This window comes from Pseudomonas sp. F220 (genome assembly GCF_057813935.1).
In genome coordinates this window covers 14612-38361 of record NZ_JBVASJ010000029.1, presented here as the reverse complement: position 1 = coordinate 38361, position 23750 = coordinate 14612, and the positions used below count along the sequence as shown (strand labels likewise).

General features: G+C 60.5%; 24 protein-coding genes. 17 read left to right on the top strand and 7 right to left on the bottom strand.

Annotation, left to right across the window (positions count from 1 at the left end):
- The first annotated feature begins 67 nt into the window (after window positions 1-67).
- From ACZYSM_RS21425 to ACZYSM_RS21400, 6 genes are all read left to right on the top strand, one after another.
- Complete coding sequence (locus tag ACZYSM_RS21425; RefSeq protein ID WP_489074323.1) at window positions 68-871, top strand: CbbQ/NirQ/NorQ/GpvN family protein; 804 nt, start codon at window positions 68-70, stop codon at window positions 869-871.
- Complete coding sequence (locus ACZYSM_RS21420) at window positions 855-1442, top strand: cytochrome c oxidase subunit 3 family protein (RefSeq protein ID WP_489074321.1); 588 nt, start codon at window positions 855-857, stop codon at window positions 1440-1442. Before ACZYSM_RS21425 ends, ACZYSM_RS21420 begins: the two co-directional genes overlap by 17 nt.
- Window positions 1443-1452: 10 nt before the next feature.
- The gene (locus ACZYSM_RS21415) at window positions 1453-1710 is read left to right on the top strand and encodes a cytochrome C oxidase subunit IV family protein (protein ID WP_489074319.1); all 258 of its coding nucleotides are present in this window, start codon (window positions 1453-1455) and stop codon (window positions 1708-1710) included.
- Window positions 1711-1878: 168 nt separating this feature from the next.
- On the top strand, window positions 1879-2319 hold the full coding sequence (locus ACZYSM_RS21410; protein WP_489074317.1) for a c-type cytochrome: 441 nt from the start codon (window positions 1879-1881) through the stop codon (window positions 2317-2319).
- Window positions 2320-2322: 3 nt separating this feature from the next.
- The gene (locus ACZYSM_RS21405; protein WP_489074315.1) at window positions 2323-3750 is read left to right on the top strand and encodes a cbb3-type cytochrome c oxidase subunit I; all 1428 of its coding nucleotides are present in this window, start codon (window positions 2323-2325) and stop codon (window positions 3748-3750) included.
- Between the two features lie 78 nt (window positions 3751-3828).
- Window positions 3829-5670, top strand: coding sequence for a nitric oxide reductase activation protein NorD (locus ACZYSM_RS21400; RefSeq protein ID WP_489074313.1), 1842 nt, complete (start codon window positions 3829-3831; stop codon window positions 5668-5670).
- 221 nt (window positions 5671-5891) lie between these two features.
- Here ACZYSM_RS21400 and ACZYSM_RS21395 read toward each other — a convergent pair whose 3' ends face one another.
- Window positions 5892-6083, bottom strand: coding sequence for a protein DnrP (locus ACZYSM_RS21395; RefSeq protein WP_489074410.1), 192 nt, complete (start codon window positions 6081-6083; stop codon window positions 5892-5894).
- A 5-nt stretch (window positions 6084-6088) separates the two neighbouring features.
- On the bottom strand, window positions 6089-6772 hold the full coding sequence (locus tag ACZYSM_RS21390; RefSeq protein WP_489074311.1) for a Crp/Fnr family transcriptional regulator: 684 nt from the start codon (window positions 6770-6772) through the stop codon (window positions 6089-6091).
- Window positions 6773-7439: 667 nt separating this feature from the next.
- On the opposite strand from ACZYSM_RS21390, the gene ACZYSM_RS21385 reads away from it, so the two are divergent.
- Both ACZYSM_RS21385 and ACZYSM_RS21380 read left to right on the top strand, forming a co-directional pair.
- Window positions 7440-8630 carry an NnrS family protein gene (locus ACZYSM_RS21385; RefSeq protein ID WP_489074309.1) on the top strand — a complete coding sequence of 397 codons (1191 nt, stop codon included), beginning with the start codon at window positions 7440-7442 and terminating at the stop codon, window positions 8628-8630.
- Between the two features lie 28 nt (window positions 8631-8658).
- A complete protein-coding gene (locus ACZYSM_RS21380) occupies window positions 8659-9096 on the top strand; it encodes a CopD family copper resistance protein (RefSeq protein ID WP_489074307.1) in 438 nt (145 codons plus the stop codon).
- Window positions 9097-9201: 105 nt separating this feature from the next.
- Here the strand turns inward: ACZYSM_RS21380 and ytfE are convergent, their stop codons facing one another.
- Window positions 9202-9876: an iron-sulfur cluster repair protein YtfE gene (ytfE, locus tag ACZYSM_RS21375; protein WP_489074305.1), complete on the bottom strand. Its 675-nt coding sequence runs from the start codon at window positions 9874-9876 to the stop codon at window positions 9202-9204.
- A gap of 154 nt (window positions 9877-10030) precedes the next feature.
- On the opposite strand from ytfE, the gene norR reads away from it, so the two are divergent.
- The 7 genes from norR (at window position 10031) to ubiT (ending at window position 17003) form a co-directional block, all read left to right on the top strand.
- Window positions 10031-11560 carry a nitric oxide reductase transcriptional regulator NorR gene (gene norR / locus ACZYSM_RS21370; protein ID WP_489074303.1) on the top strand — a complete coding sequence of 510 codons (1530 nt, stop codon included), beginning with the start codon at window positions 10031-10033 and terminating at the stop codon, window positions 11558-11560.
- Window positions 11561-11672: 112 nt separating this feature from the next.
- Window positions 11673-12320, top strand: coding sequence for a pyridoxamine 5'-phosphate oxidase (gene pdxH / locus ACZYSM_RS21365; RefSeq protein WP_489074408.1), 648 nt, complete (start codon window positions 11673-11675; stop codon window positions 12318-12320).
- 404 nt (window positions 12321-12724) lie between these two features.
- A complete protein-coding gene (moaB, locus tag ACZYSM_RS21360) occupies window positions 12725-13279 on the top strand; it encodes a molybdenum cofactor biosynthesis protein B (RefSeq protein ID WP_489074301.1) in 555 nt (184 codons plus the stop codon).
- Window positions 13276-14511 (top strand): molybdopterin molybdotransferase MoeA, encoded by a 1236-nt coding sequence (locus ACZYSM_RS21355; protein WP_489074299.1) that lies wholly within the window; start codon window positions 13276-13278, stop codon window positions 14509-14511. Before moaB ends, ACZYSM_RS21355 begins: the two co-directional genes overlap by 4 nt.
- Window positions 14512-14642: 131 nt before the next feature.
- Window positions 14643-15638 carry a ubiquinone anaerobic biosynthesis protein UbiU gene (gene ubiU, locus ACZYSM_RS21350; RefSeq protein WP_489074297.1) on the top strand — a complete coding sequence of 332 codons (996 nt, stop codon included), beginning with the start codon at window positions 14643-14645 and terminating at the stop codon, window positions 15636-15638.
- A 10-nt stretch (window positions 15639-15648) separates the two neighbouring features.
- Entirely contained in the window at window positions 15649-16539 is an 891-nt protein-coding gene (locus ACZYSM_RS21345; protein WP_489074295.1) for a U32 family peptidase, read from the top strand.
- Window positions 16533-17003 (top strand): ubiquinone anaerobic biosynthesis accessory factor UbiT, encoded by a 471-nt coding sequence (gene ubiT / locus ACZYSM_RS21340; protein WP_489074293.1) that lies wholly within the window; start codon window positions 16533-16535, stop codon window positions 17001-17003. Before ACZYSM_RS21345 ends, ubiT begins: the two co-directional genes overlap by 7 nt.
- Window positions 17004-17065: 62 nt before the next feature.
- Here the strand turns inward: ubiT and ACZYSM_RS21335 are convergent, their stop codons facing one another.
- The 4 genes from ACZYSM_RS21335 to ACZYSM_RS21320 all read right to left on the bottom strand — a co-directional run bounded on the left by ACZYSM_RS21335 (window position 17066) and on the right by ACZYSM_RS21320 (window position 20744).
- Window positions 17066-17449, bottom strand: coding sequence for a putative zinc-binding protein (locus ACZYSM_RS21335; RefSeq protein ID WP_489074291.1), 384 nt, complete (start codon window positions 17447-17449; stop codon window positions 17066-17068).
- An 84-nt stretch (window positions 17450-17533) separates the two neighbouring features.
- Window positions 17534-18211 carry a Crp/Fnr family transcriptional regulator gene (locus ACZYSM_RS21330; protein ID WP_489074289.1) on the bottom strand — a complete coding sequence of 226 codons (678 nt, stop codon included), beginning with the start codon at window positions 18209-18211 and terminating at the stop codon, window positions 17534-17536.
- 86 nt (window positions 18212-18297) lie between these two features.
- Window positions 18298-18945 (bottom strand): two-component system response regulator NarL, encoded by a 648-nt coding sequence (narL, locus tag ACZYSM_RS21325; protein WP_489074287.1) that lies wholly within the window; start codon window positions 18943-18945, stop codon window positions 18298-18300.
- Window positions 18942-20744 carry a HAMP domain-containing protein gene (locus ACZYSM_RS21320; RefSeq protein ID WP_489074285.1) on the bottom strand — a complete coding sequence of 601 codons (1803 nt, stop codon included), beginning with the start codon at window positions 20742-20744 and terminating at the stop codon, window positions 18942-18944. Before ACZYSM_RS21320 ends, narL begins: the two co-directional genes overlap by 4 nt.
- 326 nt (window positions 20745-21070) lie before the next feature.
- Here ACZYSM_RS21320 and ACZYSM_RS21315 point away from each other — a divergent pair, with 326 nt between their 5' ends.
- Both ACZYSM_RS21315 and ACZYSM_RS21310 read left to right on the top strand, forming a co-directional pair.
- Complete coding sequence (locus ACZYSM_RS21315) at window positions 21071-22375, top strand: MFS transporter (RefSeq protein WP_489074284.1); 1305 nt, start codon at window positions 21071-21073, stop codon at window positions 22373-22375.
- A complete protein-coding gene (locus ACZYSM_RS21310; RefSeq protein WP_489074282.1) occupies window positions 22353-23750 on the top strand; it encodes a NarK family nitrate/nitrite MFS transporter in 1398 nt (465 codons plus the stop codon). Before ACZYSM_RS21315 ends, ACZYSM_RS21310 begins: the two co-directional genes overlap by 23 nt.

The following is a 23750-nucleotide window of genomic DNA, read 5'->3' as shown; positions in this document are numbered from 1 at the left end:
TATCGCAGGTACCCGTAGCGTGGCCCTCAAACCCGCTGTTGAGCCCCGCTCTTGTATCAGGTATCCCATGGACCGTATTCATTCCGTCGAACACAAGGTCGAACCTTTCTACCAACCGCTGAACAATGAAGAGGCATTGTTCGAGCAAGCCTGGCGACACGGCATGCCGGTGTTGATCAAAGGCCCCACCGGCTGCGGCAAGACCCGTTTCGTCCAGCACATGGCCCATCGGCTGAAGTTGCCGCTGTACACCGTGGCCTGCCACGATGACCTGAGCGCCGCAGACCTGATCGGCCGCCATCTGATCGGTGCCCAGGGCACTTGGTGGCAGGACGGGCCGCTGACCCGGGCGGTGCGTGAAGGGGGCATCTGTTACCTCGATGAAGTGGTCGAGGCGCGCCAGGACACAGTGGTGGTGTTGCATCCGCTGGCCGATGATCGTCGGGAGCTGTTCCTGGAACGCACAGGGGAAGTCCTGCAGGCGCCGCCGTCCTTCATGTTGGTGGTGTCTTACAATCCCGGTTACCAGAACCTGCTCAAAGGCATGAAACCCAGCACCCGACAGCGCTTTGTGGCGATGCGTTTCGGCTATCCGCCAGTGGCCGATGAAGAGCGCATTGTCGCCAGAGAAGCCCAGGTGGACGTGGCGCTGGCGGCGCAGGTAGTCAGGCTCGGGCAGGCCCTGCGACGGCTGGATCAACATGATCTGGAAGAAGTCGCGTCCACGCGGTTGCTGATTTTCACGGCACGAATGATTCGCTCCGGCATGAGCCCCCGTGAGGCGTGCATGGCCTGTCTGGCCGAGCCGCTGAGCGATGATCCGCTGACCGTTGCCGCGCTGATGGACGTGGTTGATGTCCACTTCGCCTGAAACCACTGCCGCGTCTCCCGGCCATTTGCCGGGCGATCTGGCGATGTGGTTTTTCATCCTCGCCGAGCTCTCGGTGTTCGCAATCCTGATTCTCGCGTTCGCGGTGACCCAGGTGCTGAAACCCCAGATGTTTAGCGAAAGCCGACAGTTGCTTAATAGCTCCACCGGGTTGGCGATGACCTTGAGCTTGCTCACGGCCGGGCTGTTCGCCGCGCTGGCCCAGCAACAGGTCAGGCAATCGCGGGCCCGCCGCGGCGCCGTCCTTCTGCTGGCGGCCTTGCTGGCCGCCAGTGTCTACGTGGTGTTGAAACTCACTGAATACCGGCATCTTCTGGCCTCGGGGCTGGGCATGGAGCACAACACCTTTTTCACTCTGTACTGGATCCTCACCGGATTCCATTTCCTCCATGTGCTACTCGGCATGCTGATTCTCGGCTGGCTGGCCGAGCGTTGCCGGCGTCGTCTGTACAGCGCCAGCACTTGCAGCGGGCTGGAATCCGGCGTGCTCTATTGGCACATGGTCGATCTGATCTGGGTGGTGCTTTTTCCTCTGGTCTACGTTCTGAACTGACGAGGTTCTCATGTCTGCTTCCAGGGTTTTGGTCACCTGCTGGGCAGGGCTGGCCGTGCTGAGTGTGTGCACCGTGGTGCTGGGGCATGCCGGGGCCACACTGCTGCTTTCCATTGCTATCTTGCTGGTTGCAGTCGGCAAGGCCTGGCTGATCGCCGACGGCTTCATGGAAATGCGCCACGCGCCGCGACTGTGGCGCAGGTTGATGTTGAGCTGGGCGGTGGCTTTGGCGGCAGTGGTAGGGGTGACGCTGGTGTCTTTACATTAAGCCGTTACGCGACCCGTGTAGCAGCAGGCTTCGCCAGCTGCTACGGGGTGCCCCTACGGCCTTAAGATTTATACCCGACCAAAACCATCGGGTTTTCTTGATCGCCATCAAGCAGGTTTCAGCCCGCTGCTTCCTAGAATGGACAGGCCAAGCAAAGAGGAAGCGACCATGTCAGAGACCTTCACTAAAGGCATGGCCAGGAATATCTATTTCGGGGGAAGCGTGTTCTTTTTCCTGATATTCCTGGCCTTGACCTATCACACGGAACAGACCTTCCCAGAGCGCAGCAATGAAGCGCAATTAAGCGAATCAGTGGTGCGCGGCAAGTTGGTCTGGGAGCAAAACAACTGTGTCGGCTGCCACACATTGCTGGGCGAGGGCGCCTACTTTGCGCCTGAACTGGGCAACGTGTTCCAGCGTCGCGGCGGGGAGGAGGGCTTCAAACCTTTTCTGTATGCCTGGATGAAAATGCAGCCGCTGGGCGTACCAGGCCGGCGAGCGATGCCTCAGTTCAACCTGAGCGATCAGGAAGTGGATGACATCGCCGAGTTCCTCAAATGGAGCTCGAAAATCAACACCAATGGCTGGCCGCCAAACAAGGAGGGCTGAGAGATGAGTATGGCTAATCCGCATCTGAAATTTGCCTCGCAAGCCGTGGCCAAACCGTATTTTGTGTTTGCCCTGATCCTGTTTCTCGGTCAGGTGCTGTTCGGTTTGATCATGGGCCTGCAATACGTGGTGGGGGACTTTCTGTTCCCGGCCATTCCCTTCAACGTGTCGCGGATGGTGCACACCAACCTGCTGATCATATGGCTACTGTTCGGCTTCATGGGCGCTGCCTACTACCTGATTCCGGAAGAGGCCGACCGTGAACTGCACAGTCCGAAGCTGGCACTCATCCTGTTCTGGGTATTCGCCGCCGCCGGTGTGCTGACCATTCTGGGCTATCTGCTGGTGCCTTATGCGGGGCTGGCCAGGCTGACCCACAACGAGCTGCTGCCGACCATGGGCCGCGTTTATCTGGAGCAGCCGACCATCACCAAGATGGGTATTGTGCTGGTGTGCCTGGGCTTTCTCTACAACATCGGCATGACCCTGCTCAAAGGTCGCAAGACCACCATCAGCGTGGTCATGATGACCGGGCTGATTCTGCTCGCAGTGTTCTTCCTGTTCTCCTTCTACAACCCCGCAAACCTGGCCCGCGACAAGTTCTACTGGTGGTGGGTGGTGCATCTTTGGGTGGAAGGCGTATGGGAGCTGATCATGGGCTCGATGCTGGCTTTCGTGCTGATCAAGATCACCGGTGTGGACCGGGAAGTGGTCGAGAAATGGCTCTATGTGATCATCGCCATGGCGCTGATTACCGGGATCATCGGCACCGGTCACCACTACTTCTGGATCGGTGCGCCTGAGGTCTGGTTATGGGTCGGTTCAATCTTCTCCGCACTGGAGCCGCTGCCCTTCCTGGCCATGGTGATATTCGCCTTCAGCATGGTGAAGAAGCGTCGTCGGCAGCACCCGAACCGCGCCGCCACGCTGTGGGCCAAGGGCACCACAGTGACCGCCTTCTTCGGCGCGGGCGTCTGGGGGTTTCTGCATACCCTGGCACCGGTCAACTTCTACACCCATGGCACGCAGTTGACGAACGCTCACGCTCACCTGGCCTTCTACGGCGCTTACGCGATGATCGTGATGACCTTGATCAGCTATGCCATGCCACGCTTGCGCGGGCTGGGTGAAGCCGGCGACGAGCGCTCGCAGACTCTGGAGATCTGGGGCTTCTGGTTGATGACCCTGTCAATGGTGATGATCACGCTGTTCCTCACCGCTGCCGGTGTCGTACAGATCTATCTGCAACGCTGGCAGGCCGACGGGATTGCCTTGCCGTTCATGGCCACGGTCGAACATTTGACTGTGCTGTTCTGGGCCCGTCTGGCCAGTGGCGTCGGTTTCCTCGCCGGGCTGCTCTGCTATCTGTTCAGTTTCAAGCAGCGTGGTCGCGCAGCCTTGCGCGCCCCGGCCGCTGTTGTCCCTTCATGAGCAGGTGCAACGGCTAGAAAAGGTCGGCCCGGCTGATACAGCGGGCCGTTTTTTTGGTGTCCAAAAAGGGCAAAAACCATGGCCTTTACCGTCGAACTGGAAGAGTGGGTGGGCAGTGTCTGGCACCGCTTCATCACCCGGCGCGCAAGCCCGGACTTCCCCGAAGCACGGGTCGAACTGGTCAGCCAGCAACGACCGCTGGCGCTGTTGTTTCGCGCCATGGGCGGCGCCAGTGGCATAGGTGTGGAGGCCGCCAACGATCGTGATCTATTGCTGCGCCGCAACGTGCTGCAGCAGATCGCCGGTACCTGCAAACAAGTGCCATTGGCGTGGTGCGACGAGAATAACCTGCGTCTACCGTCGAGCCTTGCGGTCTTCCCGGAGGTTGCGTTGAATGAGGAGCTCTATCGCTGGCTGGCACTACTGGCGGCGCAGGCCGGCCAGATGCGTCACTGGGGCCGGGACAATCAGCGTTGGACGCAAACGCTGCTGCGGCGCTACCCGGCGTTGCGTTCTCGCTACCAACGCCTGGTCGATGCCCATCTGCAATTACGTCCGGATCCGGCGTCATTGAACTCCGGCGAGGCGGCTCTGGAACGGGCGTTGTGTCAGGCGTTGCGCGAGCCGGGCAGCGTCGAACATTTTCCCCGTAGCGAACGGGCGGCCTGGCCGCTGCCACTGTGGCTGTATCCGCCGCAGAACCTCGCAAGCCCACAGGCCGCGGATCTGAGTGAAGAGTCGGAAGAGTACCTGGCTACGCCCCCGGGCGAGCAGAAAGGCGGCCGCAAGCGCGCCAAGCGAATTGATGAAAGCACCCGCTCAGGCGGGCTGTTGGTGGTGCGTCTGGAGAACCTGTTCAGCTGGACCGAACACGTTGATCTGGATCGTTGGACGGATGACCGCGAAGACCCGGACGCCGCGAGAGTCGCCGAGGACCTGGACGAGTTGACCCTGTCGCGCACTCGTCTGCGCAAGGGGGGCGGTCTTAAGCTGCACCTGGATTTACCCCCGGCCGATGTCGACGATATTCCCCTGGGCGAGGGCATCAAATTGCCGGAGTGGGACTACCGCAAGCAGCTGATGCAGGACGGCTTCGTCAATCTGCAAATGATGCTGCCGCGTGACTGTGAGGCGCAGCCACTGCCGTCACGGCTGAAGGCCTCAGCGTACCGTCTGCGGCGCCAGTTCGAGCACCTGCGCAATGACCGCCAATGGTTACGCCAGCAACCCCAGGGTTCAGAACTGGACATGCAGGCCTGGCTGGATTTTCACGTTGAACGCCAGTACGGCCAGTGCGCCGAACGCGGGCTGTTCATGGAGCAACGGCAGACTCGTCGCGATCTGGCGTGCCTGCTGCTGGCGGATGTGTCGATGTCCACCGATGCTCACCTGAACGATGAGCATCGAGTGATCGATGTGATCAGGGACAGCCTGCTGCTGTTTGGCGAAACCCTGTCGGTGCTGGGGGATGACTTCGCCCTGTACGGGTTTTCCTCGCTGCGTCGTCAGCAGGTGCGCATGCAAGAGCTCAAGTCCTTCACCCAGCGTTATGACGACACCACTCGCGGCCGCATTCAGGGGCTTAAACCGGGATATTACACGCGCATGGGCGCGGCCATTCGCCACGCCACGCAGCTGCTGGGCGGCTGTAAACGCAGACGCAAACTGTTGCTGCTGCTGACGGATGGCAAGCCCAATGATCTGGATCTCTATGAGGGGCGCTACGGTGTTGAAGACACCCGCGAGGCGGTGCTGGAGGCGCGACGTCAGGGGCTGACGCCGTTCTGTATCACCATTGATCGCGAGGCCGGCGATTACCTGCCGTATATGTTTGGCGCCAATGGCTACACCTTGATCCGCCAGCCAGAACAATTACCCCTGCGCTTGCCGCAGTTGTATCGCCAACTGACCCAGCGTTGAATTCTTAGGCGGCTACGTGGGGCGTGGCGACGTTTGCGTAGAAGCCTGCGCCCCTGTAGCAGCTGCCGAGCCTGCGAGGCTGCGTTCGGCTGCGCAGCAGTCGTAAACCCGGAACGCACGGTCCTCCTGAAACACCGCGTGGTCTGATTTCACGACTGCTGCGCAGCCGGACGCAGCCTTCGGCAGCTGCTACAGGGGGATAGGTTCGGGATGGCGGGGCATCAGTGGATGCTGCGCGGCAGCCAGAAAAACATTGTCACGCAGAAGATCGTCAGGCTGATGCAGAACCACATGAATCGTCGTTGCCGACGTGCCCCAGCGTATTCGGCCAGCGCCGGCAGGGGCATGCCGCACTGGCGGCACTCGGACTCCTGTGACGGGCTCGCGTGTTGGCAATACAGGCAGATGGGCATGTCGCTCACTCGAACTGTTCCAGACGCAGGCGATCAAGAATGGCGATCTGCCTGCCGTCTTGAGTGATGATTTTTTCATCGATCAAGCGGCGGATGATTCGCGAAAACGTCTCCGGCTGGATCGAGAGATGTCCGGCAATCAGTTGCTTGGCCATTGGCAGTTCGAATTGGCAGTCAACGGTTTGCAAGCGCACCAGTTGCGTCAGCAGATACCGCACGACCCGGTGGGTCGCGTTTTTCAGCGACAGGGTTTCAATCTCGTTGACTCGCTGGTGCAGGCGTACACACAGCTTGCCGAGCAGGGCGAAGGTCAATCGACTATTGCTCTGCAGCAGGTGCATGTAAGTGCTGTTGGATATGCGGTAGAGCTGAGTGGGACAGATCGCTTCGGCCGAGGCCACGTAATTGGGGGTGTCCATCAGCATCATCGCTTCGGCGAAAGTTTGCCGATCGCCGATGACTTCAAACACCTTCTCTTGTCCGTCGGGCGTCAGGCGGTAGATCTTCACCGCTCCGGCAATCACGAAATAGAACGAGTCCGCCGGCTCACCCTGGCGAAACAGCGGCTCGCCTTTGTCGATGCTCAATAAGTGGCTGGTACTCATCAATTCATCCAGCTGTTCTTCATTCAACGGCTCGAATAAATGATGACTGCGCAGAATCTGGTGATGGACGCGATGAAGCACCATAAAAATTCATCCTGATGGCTGAGAGGGAAGAGCGCAGCTATGAAGTCAAACGAGGCCTAGAGAGACGCCGCTGGCCAAGGCCACGATTGAGCTCAGCACTACAAACCATGCCAGTGGCTGGATGACTTTTTTCATGACGACTCCGGGTAATCGAGGGATCAAAGGTGCCTGTAAGGATGCTCATGGTTGAGCAAGACTCGGGCCATGCCCGGAGGGCCCTATTTATGGGGGTTGTCAGAGGGTGAGGTGAAAAAGACCATGGGGTTTAGGGTGAAAACAACCATGTAGTGGTCATTTGTACCTTGGATGCATGGCTTGGCGGTGTCCCGTAGCAGCTGCCGCCAGGCTGCGTTCGGCTGCGCAGCAGTCGTAAACCCGGAACGCACAGTCTTCCTGAAACACTGCGTGGTCTGATTTCACGACTGCTGCGCAGCCGAACGCAGCCTCGCAGGCTCGGCAGCTGCTACGGGGGAATGTGCTGATCCTGAAATCTTCCATACCTACCGACATCAGGGCACGCCCCTTGCAATCCATTGTTCGACTACAGAGGGTCAATTTAACCCTCTGGCAGTTGGCAAGCTTGATCTGTGACAAGTGCAGTTCACCGGCAATACCCGATGATGGGGCTGGGATTTACCCTCCGGCAGCAAGGTAGAGGAGTGGCTTTATGCAGGTACTTGACCGCCGTACAGCGATGGCGATAACGCCGCTGCTACGTCTGGCCTTTCGGCCGTTTTTCCTCGCGGGCTGCGTCTTGGCGTTGCTGGCCATACCGCTCTGGCTGGCAGCCTTCAGTGGCGCGATTTCCGGCTGGCAGCCGGCAGGCGGTTGGCTGGCCTGGCATCGGCATGAGCTGCTGTTCGGGTTTGCGCTGGCGATTATCGCGGGCTTTCTGCTGACGGCCGTGCAGACCTGGACCGGTCGCCCGGGCATCAGCGGTACGCCGTTGGCGGCTCTGGCACTGCTGTGGTTGTGCGCGCGTCTGGCCTGGCTGGCGAACGTGCCGTGGCCGCTGCTCGCGGTTCTGGAATTGGCTTTCCCACTGGCGGTGGCGGCGCTCATGGGCTTCACCCTATGGAAGGTGCGGCAGAAACGTAACTACCCGATTGTGTTGGTGCTGCTGTTGTTGGCCGTGGCCGACGGCTTGTCCATGTACGGCCTGGTTGAAGGTCATGAAGGCTGGCAGCGTCAGGGTGTATTGACCGGCATCTGGCTGGTGGCGGCAATGATGAGTTTGATCGGCGGACGGATCATTCCGTTTTTCACCCAACGTGGCCTCGGTCGGGTCGACGGGGTTGCCGCCTGGCCCTGGCTTGATCGGCTGCTGTTGGTGGGCTCGCCGCTGGTGGCACTGCTGTATGCGGCAGGGCCTGCGCTTTATCCCAACGTCTGGGTCGGTGTGCTGTTCGCCGTGCTGGCGGCGGGGCATCTGGTGCGTCTGGTTCGCTGGCATGATCGGGCGCTCTGGCGAGTGCCGTTGCTGTGGTCGTTGCACCTGGCCTATGGCTGGTTGGCGGTGGCCTGTCTGGGCATGGCGCTGTGGCATTTCGGGGTGCCGGTGAACCCCAGTCTGGCGGTGCATTGCCTGACGATAGGCGCCATGGGTGGCTTGGTTCTGGCAATGATCGCGCGGGTCAGTCTGGGGCATACCGGCCGTGCGCTGGAGCCGCCGATGGGCATGACCCTGGCGTTTATTTTGCTGAACCTGGCGTGTCTCAGCCGGGTCGTGCTGGTCCTGTTTTTTCCGTTGGGAGCGCTGTGGCTGGCGGGTCTGTGCTGGGCGCTGGCGTTTGCGTTGTACGGCTGGCGCTATGGGCCAATGCTGCTGCGAGCCCGGGTTGACGGCCATCCAGGATGAACAGGCGAATTGAGAGAGGCTGTCAGTGATGTACCCCTTTTTACTGGTCACCCACTTGCTGGCGGCCATCGCCTTTATCGGCACGCTGTTTTTCGAGGTGTTCATCTGGCATTCCGCCCGCCAGCAGTTGGCGAACGGTGCGCAGCTGGCGGCGGATCAGGCGATTGCGGTGCGCTCGCGCAAGGTGCTGCATGGCGTGGTGTTGCTGTTGTATGGCGCCGGCATCGGGCTGGCGTGGCAGCACCGAGGTATCTTGAGTCAGCCGTTGGCCAGCAGTTTTGGCACGCTGTTGAGCCTGAAGATTGTTCTGGCGGTGAGCATCATCGGGCATTACTTGCTGCTGGCGTATTGGCTGAAAAGCGCACGGCTGACCTCGACCCGCGCCAGCTGGATTCGCCGCAGCATCCTGGGGCACATGCTGTTGATCGTGATCCTGGCCAAGGCCATGTTCTATTGGCACGGCTGAACACTGATTTTCCCAGCGACTATCCCAGCCCAAGGACTCATCCAGCCCAAGAAAAACCCGCGTCAACCGCTTGGTTGACGCGGGTTTTGTATTGCCGGTAATCGATCAGCTGCGGGGGTTCAGGGCCTTGACGAAGAGCACGTTGTTTTCCAGATGGATGTGCTGCATCAGGTCATCTCGAAACTCCAGCAACCCGCGATAAAGGGCGCGCCAGGTGTTACAGGCGTCTGCAGGCGGGGTGATGTTGTCGGTCAGGGCGAGCATTTTTTCCAGGGCTTCACCATGTTGATCATGTTCAAAACGCAGCACCTGGATCGGCGGTGCGGCCTGGGGGCCCATTCCCTGTTGCAGCATTGGGAAGAGCACTTGTTCTTCCTTGAGCATGTGGCCTTCGAGTTCTTGCTGCATGTCCCGCAGGTGGTCGGCCAGGCCATTGGGGCAGCTGCTGCGCGCACCATGAACCTGCTCGACGCGGCGGGCCAGGCGGATCAGTTCCGGCAGTTGCTCGCGGTGACGGGCGTGGTAGCGCGCCAGGATGTGGGCGATCAGCTGCTCCTGGGGTTCGTCGCGCCAGTCGTGTTGGGTTTCACCGGCGTCTTGCAGGGCGTGGAGGGCGTCGGCAATCAGGACGGGGTCGAGGCCTTTACCGAGGGCGGCTTCACGCAGGGTTTTCTGCCCGCCGCAACAGAAGTCCAGGTTGAAGGCGTGAAAAGTCCGGGTGGCGCCGGGAATGTCGCAGGCCAGTTGGCCGAGACTGTGTTCCAGAAGGGTCAGGCTCATCATGATTCCTTATTGAGGTTTCAACGGTTCCTGAGTCGTGTTGCATCCGACATGCCATATTTAAATCATTGAAAAAGCTCAATTAATTTTTTGTTGTGGTGATAAGTACCCTGACGGCTTAGGGTGAATCAAACCATAGAGGGTGATTACTACCATGCTGCGTGAAAGCCTGGCTGCCGACTTGATCGTCGAGCTGCCGAATGCCGTGCGTTTGCAACGGCTTGTCCAGACCCTGCGCGAATATTTCAACAGTGGCGCCGTGGGGTTACTGCGTCTTGATGACGACAGCCTGAGGCCAGTCGCGACCGTGGGGCTGGTTCACGAAGCGCTGGGGCGCCGGTTTGTCATCGCCCAGCATCCTCGACTGGCGGCGATCATGGCGTCACGCGAGCCGACTTGGTTCGAGCCCGACAGTCGCCTGCCGGATCCCTATGACGGCTTGCTCGACGGTCATGTCGGCGAACCGCTGCCGGTGCATGACTGCATGGGCGTAAGCCTGTATGTGGAGGGTCGGATCTGGGGCGCGATCACCCTCGATGCCCTGCACGCCGGGACCTTCGATAGTCATGCGCGGGACGAGCTCAAGCGTTGCACTTTGCAGATCGAGGCCGCCGTGCGGGTGACCCGACTCGAACAGGAAAACCGCAGTTTGCGCTTGTCCCGCAGCGATATTCAGGACGTGCGGATGCCCGCTGAAGAAGGCGAAATTCTGGGCCAGAGCGAGGTGCTGCACCAGTTGCTCAATGAGCTGGAGGTGCTGGCCGACTCCGAGTTGCCGGTGTTGCTGCTGGGGGAGACCGGGGTCGGTAAAGAACTGTTCGCCCGGCGTTTGCACCGTCTGTCACGCCGACGTCACAAGCCCCTGGTGCACGTCAATTGCGCCGCCTTGCCGGAATCGCTGGCGGAGAGCGAGTTGTTCGGGCACGTCAAAGGGGCTTTTTCCGGGGCCACCAGCGATCGTGCCGGGCGTTTCGATGCGGCCAACGGCGGCACGCTGTTTCTCGACGAGGTCGGTGAATTGCCGTTGGGCGTACAAGCCAAATTGCTGCGTACGCTGCAAAACGGTGAGATCCAACGCCTGGGCGCCGACAAGCCGCTGCATGTCGATGTGCGAATCATCGCCGCGACCAACCGGCACCTGCCGGACAGCATCCGCGACGGCTTGTTTCGTGCTGATCTGTATCACCGTCTCTCGGTGTACCCGGTGCCGATTCCGGCCTTGCGCGATCGCGGTAACGATGTGTTGATGCTGGCCGGGCATTTCCTTGAACTCAATCGGGCACGGCTCGGCCTGCGTGGTCTGCGTCTGTCGCCAGCAGCTGAGCGAGCGCTGTTGGGCTATGCCTGGCCGGGCAATGTGCGTGAACTGGAGCATGTGATCAGTCGAGCCGCGCTGAAGCAGCTCAGCCGTGGCACCAGTCGCACCCTGATCATGACGCTGGAGCCCGAGATACTGGATCTCGACAATGGGATTCACGCGCCGGGTTCGGTCGCTGAACTCCCCCAGGACGATGTGCCTGACCTGCCGTTCCAGCCCTTGGGTGAAGCCGTCGACGATTACCAGCGGCAAAAAATCCTCCACGCCCTGAGTCTTTCCGGGGAGAACTGGGCCAGCGCCGCGCGGCTTCTGGAAGTCGATCCGAGCAACCTGCACAAACTGGCCCGGCGTTTGCGGCTCAAGTAAGGGAGGGCGGTGCAGGGTTGATGCCCCGTGTTGATGCTGAGTGTTGATGGTGGTCAAGGTCGTGTTGCGCAGTGCCTCGCACACTGGGCAGAACCTTCTGGAGATCACCGCCATGCCCCTTTCCCTGGCTCAAATGCGCCGTAACTACACCCTTGATGGCCTGCAAGACGATCTAGTGATGGACGATCCGCTGACTTTGTTCCGGCAGTGGATGCAACACGCCCGCGACACCGAGAGCGGGCCCATCGAGGCCAATAGCATGGCCTTGGCAACGGTCGACAGCCAAGGGCGCCCACACTGCCGGATCCTGCTGCTCAAAGGTTTGAGCGATGAGGGCTTCACTTTTTTCGGCCATTACCAGAGTGACAAGGGTCAGCAACTGGCGTGCAATCCCTTTGCGGCCATGACCTTTTTCTGGCCCGGTCTGGAGCGTCAGGTTCGTGTCGAAGGCAAGGTGTCCAGGCTCGACCCGCAGCTCTCGGATGCTTACTTCGACTCCCGGCCACTGGCCAGCCGTCTGGGCGCCTGGGCTTCACCGCAAAGCCGTCCGCTGGCCAGTCGAGCAGCGCTTGAACATTTGTTGGCTGAAACCGGGCAGCGCTTCGTCGGCCAGACCATTCCACGACCCGAGCACTGGGGCGGCTACTGCCTGCGTCCCGAACGGCTGGAGTTCTGGCAAGGGCGTGCCGACCGTTTGCATGATCGTCTCGATTACCGCTTGCAGCATGGCGCATGGCAACGAAATCGTTTGGCGCCTTGAGCGTCGAATTCCGGTTGGTCAAACGGGAAGTTTCAGATTGTTTGCCAGGCTCAAGACCCACCCCTCACCCCAACCCTCTCCCCAAAGGGGCGAGGGAGCAAATTGTGGGTTTCTGAAGATGTGCTGCGACCTGAAAGTAATACGTTGAATCCATAATCAATTCGGTTTCACAGGTCGCAGCAGCTCGGCAGACGCTAAAGATCAGTTCCCTCGTCCCCCTGGGGAGAGGGTTAGGGTGAGGGGTGGATTCCGGATGAGCACAGCGTCTGAATCTGCTTTTTCTTAACTGCATTCGTACCAGTATTCCCCCATTGCCCCCGTCGAGGTACCTCCTTGGAGGAATAGGCTCGGTCGGCGTTCCGGTTCAGGCTGGGCTATACCCTCATCTACGGGAAGGCTTGGATATGGCCCATTTGGCGCAACGCACTTTTCAACCGCTGAACATCGCCGTGCTGACCATCAGCGATACGCGAACCTTTGAAACCGACACCTCGGGACAGACACTGACGGATTTGCTGCAAACGGCCGGGCATGTGCTGATCGATCGTGATCTGGTCAAGGACGACATTTATCAGATCCGCGCAACACTCTCCCACTGGATCGCCGACCCCAAGGTACAAGTGGTACTGATGACCGGCGGCACCGGATTCACCCCTCGCGACAACACACCGCAAGCGGTTCTGCCCTTGCTGGACAAGCATGTGGAAGGCTTCGGCGAATTGTTCCGTCAGGTGTCTCTGGCGGAAATCGGCATGTCCAGTTTGCAGTCCCGGGCATTGGCCGGGATGAGCAACGGCGTGCTGGTGTGCTGCGTACCGGGTTCGCCGGGCGCGTGCCGAACCGCCTGGAACATGATCCTGCTCGAACAACTGGACAGTCGCACCGGCCCGTGCAATTTCGCTCCGCATTTGAAGCCGCAGGCGCAGCGGGTCATCGATGCTTGTGAGGCACGGCCATGACCGGCCCGGTGTGCGACAGCGGCAACCTGATGCCCGTGGACGAGGCCATCGCCCGACTGCTGAACCAGGCACCGTCGCCACCACCGGTGCAAAAGATCCCGCTGGATCAAGCCTTGGGACGGGTGCTGGCCGGTGACATTTATTCCCCAGTGAACCTGCCGGCCTGGGACAACAGCGCCATGGACGGCTATGCCCTCAGGGCGGCTGACCTGCCACTGGCGGGCGGCTACCTGTCGGTGGTTGGCCGGATCGCAGCGGGGGACAGCGACAGCTCGCCGTTGTTGGCGCAGCAGGCAGTGCGGATTTTTACCGGAGCGCCGCTGCCACCGGGTGCCGATACCGTGGTACCGCAAGAGCGTTGCCAGGTCGAGGGCGAGCGCGTCTGGTTCCCGCCAGTACGCGTTGGCGAGCACGTGCGCAAGGAGGGCGAAGAAGTGCGCCTTGGGCATCTGTTGCTCAAGGCCGGCAAGCGCTTGCGCCCACAAGAGCTGGGGCTGTTGGCAGGTGCTGGCGTAGCGCAGGTCGAGGTTTATCGACCTTTGCAGGTGTGCCTGCTCAGCAGCGGCGATGAACTGCGTGAGCCGGGCGAGTCATTGGCGCCGGGGCAGATTTACAACAGTAATCGTTACTGCCTCGCCGCGCTGTTACGCGGCTGGGGTGTCGAGGTGCATGACTACGGGGTCATGGCCGATGAGTTGGCCGCCAGCCGCGATGCCTTGATTCTGGCTTCTTCGGAATGCGATCTGCTGCTGACCTCGGGCGGCGTATCGGTGGGTGAGGAAGACCATCTCAAACAGGCGATCGAGGAACTGGGCAGCGTGGATTTTTGGCGGCTGGCCATCCAGCCGGGTAAACCCCTGGCCTTTGGGGCGGTGGCTGGCAAACCCTGGATCGGTATGCCGGGTAACCCATCGGCGGCGCTGATTACTGCGTTGGTGGTGGTGCGTCCGTTCCTGCTCAGGGCACAGGGTGTGTGTGAGGTGATGCCAGTGCCATTGGCCGTGCCGGCGGCGTTCGATTGGCTGCAGCGCAACAAGCGCCGGCAGTACCTGCGGGCAAAGCTGAGCGCCGGCGACGACGGGCAATTGAGCGTGGAGCTGCACCCTCAGCAAAGCTCGGCCATGTTGACTGCCGCCTGCTGGGCCGACGGGCTTGCCGTGGTTGAGTGCGAGCAGCAAGTGCTCAAGCACGACAATGTCACGTTTCTGCCCTTCGCTGACCTGATGCAGTGATGGCAATTGATTGCCGTCAAGGTCGTGGTCGCCGGTCTCGCTAGACTGGCAGCGCATTTTCGATCGCTCTGAACCTGCGCGCGACAGGTATCAGCCGATGGTCGCGACGAGTTCTTTCATGAGGATTACCCATGCAACTGGTCTGCCCGGCAGGGAACCTGCCTGCGCTAAAAGCGGCCGTGCGCCAAGGCGCCGACGCCGTCTACGTCGGCTTTCGTGATGACACCAATGCCCGGCATTTCGCCGGGTTGAATATGGACGACAAACAGTTCGACGCCGCGGTCGCCCACATTCGCCAGCATCAACGCAAGCTCTACGTCGCGGTCAACACCTACCCTCAGCCCAAGGGCTGGGAGCGCTGGCAGCGGGCGGTAGATCGCGCCGCCGATTTCGGCGTGGATGCGCTGATCGCCGCCGACCCGGGGGTGCTCAACTACGCCAGTCAGCGTCACCCGAAACTGGCGTTGCACTTGTCCGTCCAGGGCTCGGCGACCCATGCCGCGGCGCTTGAGTTTTACGCGCAGCGCTACGGGATTCGCCGCGCCGTGCTGCCGCGGGTGTTGTCGTTGGCGCAAGTCCGCCACGTGGCGGCCAGCAGCCCGGTGCCCATTGAAGTCTTTGGTTTCGGCAGCTTGTGCATCATGGCCGAAGGGCGTTGCCATCTTTCTTCCTACATCACCGGAGAATCGCCGAATCTGTGCGGCGTCTGTTCGCCGGCCAAAGCGGTGCGCTGGAGCGAAGACGCCCAAGGCTTGAGCGCGCGACTCAGTGAGGTCCTGATCGACCGCTACACCCCGGACGAACCGGCCGGTTATCCGACCTTGTGCAAAGGCCGTTTCCTGGTCGACGGCAAGCGCTTCCATGCGCTGGAGGAACCCACCAGCCTCGACACCCTGGACCTGCTGCCGGAGCTGGCGGCCATCGGTGTCGAGGCGGTAAAAATCGAAGGCCGCCAACGCAGCCCGGCCTATGTGGAGCAAGTCACCCGCGTCTGGCGCGCCGCCCTGGATGCCCATCGCGGTTCGCCGGGCACCTTTCGGGTCAAGGATGAATGGCGTCGAGTGTTGGCCGGTTTATCCGAAGGCAGCCAGACCACCCTGGGTGCTTATCATCGATCATGGCAATGAGGAACGGGACATGAAGCTCAGCCTGGGACCGGTCCTGTTTTATTGGGACAAAGAGCAACTCAGTCATTTTTACGCCGAGATGTCGGCCTTGCCTCTGGATGTGATTTATCTGGGGGAAACCGTGTGTTCGAAACGCCGGGCATTTTCATTGGATCAGTGGCTGGGCCTGGGGCGCGAGTTGCAGCAATGCAGTCAGGCGCAGCTGGTGCTTTCCAGCCTGACGCTGATCGAAGCGGCGTCCGAGCTCTCTAGCCTGCGACGTCTGTGCGACAACGGCCAATTGCTGGTGGAGGCCAACGACATGGGCGCGGTGCAGTTGCTGGCCGAACGTAAATTGCCTTTTGTCGCAGGCCCGGCGCTCAATTTGTACAACGGTCATGCGCTGGCGCAACTGCTGGACTGCGGCATGACCCGCTGGGTGCCGCCGGTGGAATGTTCGGCTGCACTGATCGGCGATGTGATCGATCAGGTGCGCGAGTTGGGCCGCGAGGTGCCGGAAGTCGAAATCTTTGCCTATGGGCATTTGCCCCTGGCCTATTCCGCACGCTGCTTCACCGCTCGGGCGGAAAACCGGCCCAAGGACGACTGCCAGTTTTGCTGCATCAACTACCCCGACGGCCTGGCCTTGACCAGTCAGGAAGGCCAGCCGCTGTTCACCCTCAACGGCATTCAAACGATGTCCGCCGAGGTGACCAACCTGCTGGCTGATTATGCCGGGCTGGTGGCCTGCGGCGCTGATCTGTTGCGTCTTAGCCCGCGCGCTCAGGGCATGGCCGAGGTGATTACGGCCTATCAACGGGTCCGCCTGGGCGAAACGCCGCCGCTCTTCGTCGAAGGTTGCAATGGCTATTGGCATGGCCAGGCCGGGATGTTGCGCGTCGAGGAGGTCGGCCTGTGTTGAACCGAAAAAAGTGGCTGTTGAAAGGTGCCGACCGGTTGTTGCCGCTCGTACGCCGGGTGCCCTTTGTCGTGCAGCGGTTGGCGTTGCAGCAAGCGCTCAACCGATGTCTTGCCGAGCCGCTGCGTGACGGTGGGTTTGAACTGTTGCGCGGTCGCTGGCTGTGCCTGCGGATTCCGGACCTGGGCTTGTCCTGGTACCTGACCCTGGGCCGCGGGGGATTGCAGATTGCCGAGCGCGCGCAGGCGCACGTGACCATCAGTGGCAACTGGCGGGAGTTTTTACTCCTGGCCAGTCGCCAGGAGGACCCGGATACGTTGTTTTTCCGCAGGCGCCTGGTGATCGAGGGCGATACCGAACTGGGGCTGGCACTGAAGAACCTGATCGACAGTCTTGATCCTGATGTTTTGCCTGTTTGGTTGTGGCGCAATCTGGAGCGGGCAGGGAAGGGGTTGGCTGCGGTGTAGGAGCGAGCTTGCTCGCGATGGACTCCAGGGCGGCGCGTTTATTCAGAAAACACGCGTTATCGTTAACGTCCATCGCGAGCAAGCTCGCTCCTACCAATCAACTGTTTAACCTCTTCAAACAACTCATCACTCTGCTCCTCGGTGCAATCCTCGCCATAGCGCTTGCGCAGTCCATGCTGGCTCAGAATCAGGTGCACATCGGCGTGCAGGCCGTGCTGGTTCAGGCAGCCTTCGACGCATTGCAGCGGGCAGCCGTCCAGCGCGAGGATCAGGCGTCCCGAGCGCGCCTTGTTGACCAGTGCTAGCACATGCCCGCCGACACCGACGATGCAGGACATTTCGGCCAGACCGCTGCGATCCAGGCGCAAGGCCAGAGTGTTGGCCAGTTGGGCGACGTTGGAGCAGCCGGAGCAGGAATAGACCAAAGGCAGGATTGATGCGGGCATGAGGGATCTCCACTGATGGACCCTGTCAGTGTGCAAGGCTGGCTGCGTGGCGCCTTGACCATGGTCAAGCCTGCCGCAAGCCCATCACTGTTGGTAAGCCGCCAGATCCTCTGCAGCGAGGATGCGGATATTGCGCCGCTCCATCGCGATCAGGCCGCTCTCGACCAGGCGATGCAAAATGCGTGAGAAGGTTTCCGGTTGAATACCCAGTTTCGAGGCCACCAGGCGTTTGGAAACCTGCAAGACAATCTGGCCGTTGACCGGGTCGCGCTCCTGGAACAGGAAATTGATGACCCGTCGGCTGGCGCTGGCGAGGGTCAGGGTATCGATGTCCTTGAGGCGCTGGTGCAGGTGAATGCTCATGCTTGCCAGGATCGCCAGGCAGATTTTCGGCTGATCTTCCAGGGCATTGCGGTAATGGCTGCCCTCGATACTGACCAGTACGCTGTCCTTCAGCGCTGTGGCACTCACCGGGTAGAGTCTGGCCTGGCTGAACAACAAAGCTTCGGCGAAGGTTTGCCCGGCGTGGATAATTTCCACCAGATTCTCCTGACCTTCACCGGTGACTCTGTGCAGCTTGACCTGACCGCTGACCAGCAGGAAAAACCGTTTGGCCGGGTCGCCCTGATGCATGAGTGTGTCATGGCAGCTCAGGCGCTTGAGGTTGGCCAGGGTGCAGACGTCCTGGAATACTTTTTCCGGCAATTGGCTGAACAGGTGATGACGGCGCAAGATTAAAACGATTGAAGGGTGGGTCAGCATGGCGTACCTCCGCTGACGGTCATAGTAGAGCGCGCGAACCGTGTGGCCTATGCCTCCGCCGGTCTACCTCCAAAGAGGTATGTGTTTCAGGTCGGGCTGCGCAGATGTTCCATGGCCCACACGGCGGCCTCTACCCGCGAGCGCAAACCGAGTTTGTGCAGCAGGTTTTTGACGTGAACCTTGACCGTGCCTTCGGTGATGCCCAGCTTGTGCCCGATGACCTTGTTGCTAAAGCCGCTGGCAATAGTTTTCAGCACCTGGCGTTCGCGCTCGGTCAGTTCCACCACCGCCAGGCGTGGTGGCGAACGTAGCGCCTGGGCCATGACCTGAGTGAGGCCGGGGCTGATCACCAGTGCGCCGTTCAGTGCATCACGGATGTACTGAATCAACAGCTCGGGTTCCATGTCCTTGAGCAGGTAGCCATCGGCATCCAGGCGCAGTGCGTCGCGAATATCGTCTTCGGCGTCCGACACGGTGAACAGCAGCACCTTGCCGGTGTAGTGCATTGCCCGCAACCGGCGCAGGGTTTCGATGCCATTCATCTGCGGCATGTTGTTATCGAGCAACACCAGATCCGGTTGCAGCGGTTCGATGAGGCTGAGTGCTTCTTCGCCGTGACCGGCTTCGCCGACGATCTGGAAATCATCTTCCAGTTCGAGCATTTGGCGGATGCCGTGACGCATCATCGGATGATCGTCTACCAGCAGGATTCTGTGTTGCAGGGGCGGGTTCATGGGACGCTACCTTCTGTTTGCTGCCCGAGAAACTCCGGCAGGAATTCCAGTTGGACGAGGGTGCCTTGCGGCGTTCGGGAAAATATCTGTAGCTGACCACGCAAGCTGCGGGCGCGCTCATTCATGATGTTCAGGCCGTGGTGTTCGCGCTGGTCGACATCGCCGCTAAAGCCGCGGCCGTCGTCTTCGACCGAGAGCCTGACGGTTTCGCCGTCCTGACGCAGTTGTAGCCAGGCGTTTTGCGCATGGGCGTGGCGCAAGCAATTGGAGAGCGCCTCGCGAGTGATTTGCAAAATGTGGATTTGCTCGCTGGCCGACAGTTGAAAGGCCAGTGTGTCGACGTGCAAGTGCACCTGGAAATCACCCCGGCGAGAGAACTCCTGGGCGGTGTCCTTGAGCTCTTGCGCCAGACCCGCGTCGTGAATTTGCAAGCGAAAGGTGGTCAGCAGTTCACGTAACTGGCGGTAGGCGTTGTTCAACCCCTCGCGCAGCTCGGCGGTGACAGTTTCCAGGGTTTCAACCGGTTCGCCACGGCGCATCAGGGTCTGCATGCGGCTGACTTGCAGCTTCATGTACGACAGGGCCTGGGCCAGTGAGTCGTGTAACTCGCGGGCGATGATGGTGCGTTCATCGAGCAGCAGCAGGCGATGATCCTGTTCGCGCTGGCGCTTGAGTGAAAGCGAGGTACCGATCAGGTTGGCCAGCGCCTGGATCAGTTGGGCTTCCCAATTCTGTGCCCGATGCCCGTCGTCAAAATACGCCTTGAGCTCACCCAGCTCGTTGCCCTGGTTGCTGATGCTGAAGGTTTTCGGACTGGCTTTAGCGTGTTTCTGGCAGGTGGCGCATTCACTGCTGGCACAGACTTCACGGTCGTTTTCGCCATGCAGGGCGAGCATGTGCGAGGCGGGTGCCTGCACCGCGCCGCGCAGGCACAGCGATAGACGCAAGCCAGGCAGGCGTTGCTGGAAGCGCCGGATCAATTCATCCAGCCCTTCGGCGTTGGCCAGGCGTGTGGCCAGGCTTTGGCTGCTTTGATACAGCAGTTCCAGGGCGGCATTGGCTTGTTGCAGGTTCAGGGTTTTCTGTTGGACCTGACTCTCCAGGGTGCGGTGCGATTCTTCGATCGTCTCGGCCATGGCGTTGAAGCTCATGGCCAACTGGCCGAGTTCATCTTGCGACTGATGGTTGACCCGCACTTTGAAATCGCCACCGCGAAAGCGCTGGGTGGCGTCCACCAACTCTTGCAAAGGCGTTACGACGCCGTACTGCAGCTCGTACAAGCCAATCAGCAGAATGATCATCGTGGTGAACAAGGCCATGCCCTGGATCGCCTGCTGCCAGCCTTGTTTGTGTTCGCTTTGTTGCTGCAACAGGCTGACGAACTGGTTCAGTTGTTCGACGAAGGGCTGGGCGTTGGCCTGGAAAAACACTGCATCGCCGCGCTCCAGCGCCGGGCGCAAATCGTCGTTCCAGCGCTGCTGGATGTGTTGGTAGCTGGCCTGCAGAGCAGTCGGCGGGCCATCTTCCAGAACGGCCTTGAGTGAGTGGCTGTTCAGGCGCTGTTGCAGGCTGTCGGTGATGGCGGTGATTTCTTCGCCGGTTGCACCGCTGGCCAGCTTCCAGCTCAGGTTGTAGGTCTCCATGCGCACGGAACCTGCGGTGTTGATGGCCGCTGCGTCGCCCTGGCTAAACCAGGCGATCAGCCCGGCGCTCAACGAGCTGGCGAGGGCGAGCACAGCGATCAGGATCACCGCGAGCCCGGCGCGCGCGGGCAGGGAGCTACGCAGCCAACCGAGCATCAGTGCCGATCCGCGGAAAAGGGGAGATTGCCGAGAGGGAAACAGAACATGTAGAGCACCTGATCGTAACTGCCAATGGTTTTGCAGCCGATCCTGGTCGCACTACCTCTAAAGAGTTGTCGGCCGTTCCCTGTCAGTAAAAGCGTCGGCAAACGAAGTTAATACATTGATAAATAAAGGCTTTACTTGGTTTTTAGAACTACCTCCTTAGAGGTATACAGGGCAAGCATAGGCCTATACCGCCATGGGCTTCGTTGACATGGATCAAGTTTTCGCAGGGTTCGTCTCTCTAGTCTGCGGCCATGGCTAACTGACTGGAGAACGTTGTGACCCAACCGCGTGTACAACAAGGCCTTGTGCTGGGTATGAGTACGCTGGCCTTCACCGTGTGCTTTATGGTCTGGATGATGTTTGCGGTGCTCGGCGTGCCGATCAAGGAGCTTCTCCAGCTCAACGAAACCCAATTCGGCCTGCTGGCCGCCACTCCGGTATTGACCGGCTCGCTGGCGCGTTTACCGCTGGGCCTGCTGACCGACCGCTTCGGCGGGCGCAGCGTGTTTTTCCTGCTGATGCTGTCCTGCGTGTTGCCGCTGTACCTGATCAGCCACGCCACCGCCTACTGGCAGTTCCTGGTGCTGGGGTTGTTCGTTGGCCTGGCCGGCGGCTCGTTTTCGGTGGGTATTGCCTACGTCGCCAAATGGTTCGACCAGCAGAACCAAGGCTTTGCCATGGGTATTTTCGGCGCGGGCAACGCCGGGGCCGCAGTGACCAAGTTCCTGGCCCCGGCGCTGATCGCCGCCGGTAGCTGGCAACTGGTACCGAAAGTCTTCAGCGCAATCCTGTTTATCACCGCGCTGCTCTTCTGGTTCTTGACCACGGAGAACAAGGGTCACCGCAGTGCCACGGGCGCCAGCTTGCGTGAGCAACTGAAGGCGTTGAAAGACCCAGCGGTATGGCGCTACTGCCAGTACTACTCGATCGTCTTCGGTGGCTATGTCGGCCTCGCGTTGTGGATGACCAAATACTACGTGCAGGAATACGGTTTCAACCTGCAAAGCGCAGCCCTGTTGGCCGCCTGTTTTTCCCTGCCCGGTGGTGTGCTGCGCGCCGTCGGCGGCTGGATGTCGGACCGCTGGGGTGCTCAGAGCGTGACCTGGTGGGTGCTGTGGGTCAGTTGGGTCTGCCTGTTTCTGCTCTCGTATCCCCAGACCCAATTGCAGGTGCAGACCCTCAACGGTCCGCTGAATTTTCATATTGGCTTGAGCCCCACGCTGTTCACCGTGCTGCTGTTCGTCATGGGCATCGCCTTCGCGTTCGGCAAGGCCTCGGTTTTCAAATATATCGCCAATGACTACCCGAAAAACATGGGCGCCGTGTCCGGCATCGTCGGCCTGGCCGGTGGCTTGGGCGGTTTCGTGTTGCCGATTCTTTTTGGTGCGCTGGTGGACCTGACCGGCGTGCGCTCCTCCTGCTTCATGTTGATGTACGGCGTGGTCTGGGTCTCCCTCACCTGGATGTACTTCAGCGAAATACGCAAGAGCCCGGTGTTCGGTAAAGAGCTGCCGGTGACCTCGTCCCCGTTTTCCAGCATTGCCCAAGGAGAAGAACATGTCCGTTCTGCAAAAGCCTGATTCAGGCCCGGTCATTCATGACTGGCGCCCGGAAGACCCAGCATTCTGGGGGCGTAGCGGCAAACAGACCGCCACGCGCAACCTGTGGATTTCCATTCCTGCGCTGCTGTTGGCCTTTGCGGTGTGGATGGTCTGGAGCACGGTGATCGTGCGGTTGAACGCCATCGGCTTCAGCTTCACCACCGATCAGCTGTTCTGGCTGGCGGCGTTGCCGGGGCTGTCCGGCGCGACCTTGCGGGTCTTCTATTCCTTTATGGTGCCGATCTTCGGCGGCCGCCGCTGGACCGCCCTGAGCACTGCGTCGCTGTTGTTGCCATCGATCTGGATGGGCTTCGCCGTGCAGGACCCGAGCACCTCTTACAGCGTGTTCGTGCTGATCGCCTTGCTGTGCGGTTTTGGCGGCGGCAATTTTGCGTCGAGCATGTCCAACATCAGTTTCTTCTATCCCAAGTCCCAGCAGGGCACAGCCCTTGGTCTCAACGCCGGGTTGGGTAACCTGGGTGTCTCAGTGATGCAGTTCTGCGTGCCGCTGGTGATTACCTTCGGCGTGTTCGGCTTCATGGGCGGATCGCCGCAAGTACTGCCGGACGGTAGCCAGTTGTGGTTGCAGAACGCCGGGTTCATCTGGGTGCCGTTCATTATTGCGGTAACGCTGATTGCCTGGTTCGGCATGAACGACTTGTCCAGCGCCAGGGCTTCGTTCAGCGAACAGGCGGTGATCTTCAAGCGCAAGCACAACTGGCTGATGTGCTGGTTGTACCTGGCGACCTTCGGTTCGTTCATCGGTTTTTCCGCGGCGTTTCCGCTGCTGATCAAAACCTCCTTCCCTGACGTGATCGCCTTGAAATTTGCCTTCCTCGGCCCCTTGGTCGGTGCCCTGGTGCGTCCATTGGGCGGCTGGCTGGCGGACAAACTCGGCGGCGCGAAGGTGACCTTGTGGAACTTCGTTCTGATGATCGTGATGGTCTTCGGCGTATTGCACTTCCTGCCGCAGAACGGTTCGGGCGGCAACTTCTACGGCTTCCTTGGCATGTTCATGCTGTTGTTCATCACCACTGGCGTGGGCAACGGCTCCACGTTCCGGATGATCCCGGTGATCTTCCGCACCCTGCATGAAAGGTTCAGCGCCGGGAAATCGCCGGCCATCCGTGAACAGGCGCTGAAGAACGCCGGCAAGGAGTCGGCCGCCGTCCTGGGCTTCAGCTCTGCGATGGGCGCCTTCGGTGCGTTCTTCATTCCCAAATCCTTCGGCACTTCGATGGCCCAGACCGGGGGCCCGGAGATGGCCTTCTACATGTTCGTCGGCTTCTACCTGAGCTGCATTGTGGTGACCTGGTGGTGGTACGCGCGCAAAGGCGCCGCGACACCCTGCTAA